The 4,207-nt window shown below is 75.0% G+C and carries 1 protein-coding gene; it reads right to left on the reverse strand.

Annotated elements, in window-relative coordinates; translation table 11 throughout:
- Positions 1-60 precede the first annotated feature (60 nt).
- A complete protein-coding gene (locus tag GUY60_RS35170) occupies positions 61-4,191 on the reverse strand; it encodes a thioester reductase domain-containing protein (protein WP_312866545.1) in 4,131 nt (1,376 codons plus the stop codon).
- Positions 4,192-4,207: the final 16 nt, after the last annotated feature.

A 4,207-nucleotide genomic window follows, 5' to 3' on the forward strand; every position in this document is an offset into this window, starting at 1 on the left:
GCCCCGAGGGGCGGCGGGCGGCCCGCTTGTCAACAGGCGGATGGGTAAGGCGAGTCGGTGTCAGGCGGCGGCTCGGGCGGGCTGCGGGAAGAAGCCGGCCCGTACGAAGAAGCGCACGTACCGGTCGAAGAGTTCCGGGCTCATCTCGGGGCAGGTGACGTCGGTGTCGCGCAGCGCGTGCTCGGCGACGCTGGTGTCGACCGGCGGGTAGAAGGCCGCGTTGTCGGTGGCCATCATCTCGAAGGCCTCGAGGAGCGGCAGCATCACGTTCTCGCTGTCGGACCGCACCCGTGCGCTCCAGCTCTCCCAGTCGGCTTCCGTCAACTCGTAGCCGTAGGAGCGCAGTTGGCCGATGAACGAGGCGAAGCTGCCGTGGCTCTGGTTGTACAGGTGGAACGTGCCGGACGCGGTGTCCGGCTGCTTCGACAGGGCGACGACGGCGGCGCTCACATAGTCGACCGGGGTCAGGTGGACCTTGCCGACCAGGCCGGTGGGTACGGCGCCCGCCTGGATCAGGCCGCGCAGGCTCAGCCAGACGAAGTCACGGGTCTGGCAGGCGCCGTTGACCTGGTCGCCGGAGATCACGTCGACCCGGTACACCGACACCGGAAGGCCCCGTTCCCTGGCGAGCCCGACGAGCTGCTCGGCCACCCACTTGCTCTGCAGGTAGCCGCTGGGCAGCGCCTCCACCGGGCCGGTCGGGTCCGTGACCTTGAGGGGGTCGCCGCCCGCGAGTTCGCCCGCGAACACCCCTGTGGTCGACAGGTAGTGCACGGGCACGGTGCGGTGCCGGGCCGCGAGCCGCAGCACCTCCTCGGTGCCGGTCACGTTGGCCGCGCGCAGCGAGGTGTACGGCCGCAGCCAGTGCACCGTGGCGCCCGCGTGGTACACGACGTCGACGGTACGGGCCAGCGCGTCGAAGGCGTCCTCGGCCAACCCGAGCCGGGGCTCGGCCAGATCGCCCACGACGACCTCGATGCGGTGCGCGTCGGCCTCGTCCCACACCTGGTACCACTCCAGGTTCTCGCGCAGCCGCCGCAGCCCGTCCGCCGCGTCGGCGGCCCGCACCAGGCAGTGCACCCGGCCCCGGGTGTCCCGCAGCAGGTCCCGCAGCAGGAACGCGCCGAGGAAGCCGGTCGCACCGGTCAGGAGGATCTCCCGCGGGTCCGCCGTGGATCGAACGGTCTCCGCGGCCGGCACGATGTCGGCCGCCAGGCGGACCTCCGCCGGGAAGTCCACCTCGTCCCGCGAGGCCGGGCCGGCTCCGCCCGTGCCCGGGTCCGCGTCGTCGACCAGCGCCGCCCGCAGGTACCCGGCCATCGCCTGCGGCGTGGGGTGGTCGAAGACCAGCGTCGCCGGCAGCCGGAGCCCGAAGGCCGTACCGAGCCGGTTGCGCAGCTCCACCGACGTCAGCGAGTCGAAGCCGAGCTCGGCGAAGGACCGGTCGGCGCCGATGGCCGTGGCGTCGGCGTGCCCGAGCACCAGCGACATCTCCGCCGTGACCGCCTCCCGCACCAGGTCGAGCTGCTCGGCCTCGGTGAGCGTGGCCAGGCGTGCGGCCAGGTCGGCGCCGCCGAGTGCGGAGTTGGTGGCCGTGCGCCGCACCGGCCTGCGGACGAGCCCGGCCAGCAGGTGCGGGGTGCGCTCCGGCCGGTCCCGCATCGCCACCAGGTCGAGCGGCGTCAGCACCGGCGCGGGGTGCGGGCCGTCCAGGGCGAGGTCGAGCAGGCCGGGGCCCTGGTCGGAGGCGATGGGCCGGAACCCGGCCCGTGCGATCCGCGCCAGGTCGGCTTCGCTGAGGTCGCCGGTGATCCCGGACGCCTGCTCCCACAGGCCCCAGGCCGGTGAGGTGGCGGGCAGCCCCAGGGCGGCGCGGTGGGCGGCGAGTCCGTCGAGGAAGGCGTTGGCGGCCGCGTAGTTGGACTGCCCGGCGCCGCCGATCACCCCGGCGATGGAGGAGAACAGTACGAACGCCGTCAGGTCCAGGTCGCGGGTGAGTTCGTGCAGGTGCCAGGCCGCGTCGGCCTTGGGCCGCAGGACCGCGTCGAGGCGCTGCGGCGTCAGGTCGGTGATCAGCCCGTCGTCGATGACCCCTGCCGTGTGCACGATGCCGGTCAGCGGGTGTTCGGCGGGGATGTCGCGCAGTACGGCGGCGAGGGCGTCGCGGTCGGCGGCGTCGCAGGCCACCAGGGTCACCGTGGCGCCGTGGGCGGCGAGTTGGGCGCGTAGCTCGTCGGCGCCGGGGGCGCCGGGGCCGCGCCGGCTGAGCAGCAGCAGATGCCGTACGCCGTGCTCCTCGGCCAGATGCCGGGCGAACAGGGCGCCGAGGCTGCCCGTACCGCCGGTGACGAGGACCGTGCCGTCGGGGTTCCAGCGCCCGGTGCCCGCCGTGCCGGCGGTGGGCACGGCCGGGGTGCGCACCACCGACGGCAGCAGCACCCGGCCGCCGCGCAGCGCCACCTGGGGTTCCCCGGAGGCGACGACGGCCGCAAGGAGGTCGGCGTCCGGCCCGGTGTCCAGGTCGGTGTCCAGGTCGGTGTCCGAGTCGACGAGGACGATCCGGCCCGGCGCCTCGGACTGGGCGGAGCGGAGCAGCCCCCAGACCGCGGCGGCCGACGGGTCGGGCACGTCATCGGCGTCCACGGCGACACCCCCGCGGGTGACCAGGACCAGCGCGGCGCTGCCCGACCGGTCGTGCGACAGCCACGCCTGGACGAGCCGCAGGGCCTCGTGCGTACGGGCCCGGGTGGTGGCCAACTGGCCGGATTCGGCAGGCTGTTGGCGGACGATGAGCGCGTCGAGGGCACCGGACGCGGCCGCCGCGGCCGCCGCGCCCACTGTGGCGTGGTCGGCGCCGAGCGCGGCGAGGACGGGCCCGCGCGAAGGCACCGGCAGGTCGGCGGGGTGCCAGTCCACGTGGAACAGGGCGTCCTCGCGCCGGGCGAGCAGCCGGTCGACCTCGTCGGCGGCCACGGGGCGTACCCGCACCGTGCCGACCGTCGCCACGGGCTGCCCGGCGAGATCCGCCAGGTGCAGGGCCACCGCACCGTCGCCCGCCGCGTCCTGGTCGAGCCGCACCCGCAGCGAGGTCGCCCCCGTCGCGTACAGCCGTACGTCACTCCAGCGCGCCGCGATACCGGCCTCCGGGCCGTCCGGCCCACCGTCCAGCGCCGCGAGGTGCAGTGCCGCGTCGAGCAGCGCGGGGTGCAGGCCGAACTCGCCGACCTCAGAGTGCCGTTCCTCGGCGAGGGCGAGCTCGGCGAACAGCTCGCCGTCGCGCCGCCACACCCCGGTCAGACCGTGCTCCGCGCCTGCCGCGTCCACCGTGACCGGTATCGCGTCGGCGGGCGGCCACGCGCCGCCCTGCTCGGTGGCGGACACGGAACGCAACCCGGTGCCCAACCCGGTGCCCAACAGGCCGGACGCACCGGCCGTCCACGGCACGTCCGCGCCGTCCGGCCGCGCGTGCAGCGCGAACGTACGCCGCCCCGCACTGTCGGCCGCACCCACGGTGAGCTGCAGCTGCAACGGCGCGCCCGGCGGCAGCACCAGCGGTGTGTGCACGGTGAGTTCGTCCACGGAGGTCGCGCCGAGCTCGTCCCCGGCCCGCACGACCAGGTCGACCACGGCGGCCGGGGACAGGGCGGCGGCGCCGAGGACCTGGTGCCCGGCCAGCCACGGATGGCTGCGCACCGACACCCGGCCGGTGAACAACGTCCCTTCCCCGTCAGCGAGTTCGACCTTCGCGCCGAGCAGCGGATGACTGCCCGGCTGCAACCCGAGCCCGGCCGCGTCGGTCAGCCCGGGTGCGTGCTCGACCCAGTACCGCTCGTGCTGGAAGGCGTACGTGGGCAGGGGAGCGGGCTGCGCCTGGGTGCCGTCGAAGTAGGCGTTCCAGTCGATGCGGGTGCCGTGGTTGTGGAGGGTGGCGAGCGCCCGGGTGGTGGCGTCGGGCTCGGACTGCCCGGGGCGGAGCAGCGACACGGCGGTGGCGGTGCCGTCGGCGAGCGTGGCCCCGGCGAGCGCGGTCAGGGTGGTGTCGGGCCCGAGTTCGACGTACGTGGTGACGTCATGGGCGTCGAGCGTGCCGAGCGCGTCGGCGAAGCGGACGGTGCCCCGGAGTTGGTCCGTCCAGTAGTCGGGCGAGGTGAGTTGTTCCTCGGTGGCGAGGGTGCCGGTGTACGTCGACACGATCGGCCGGGTGGGC

Origin of the sequence: Streptomyces boluensis, assembly GCF_009908195.1 — a bacterium.
In the GTDB taxonomy this organism is placed as follows: Bacteria; Actinomycetota; Actinomycetes; order Streptomycetales; family Streptomycetaceae; genus Streptomyces; species Streptomyces boluensis.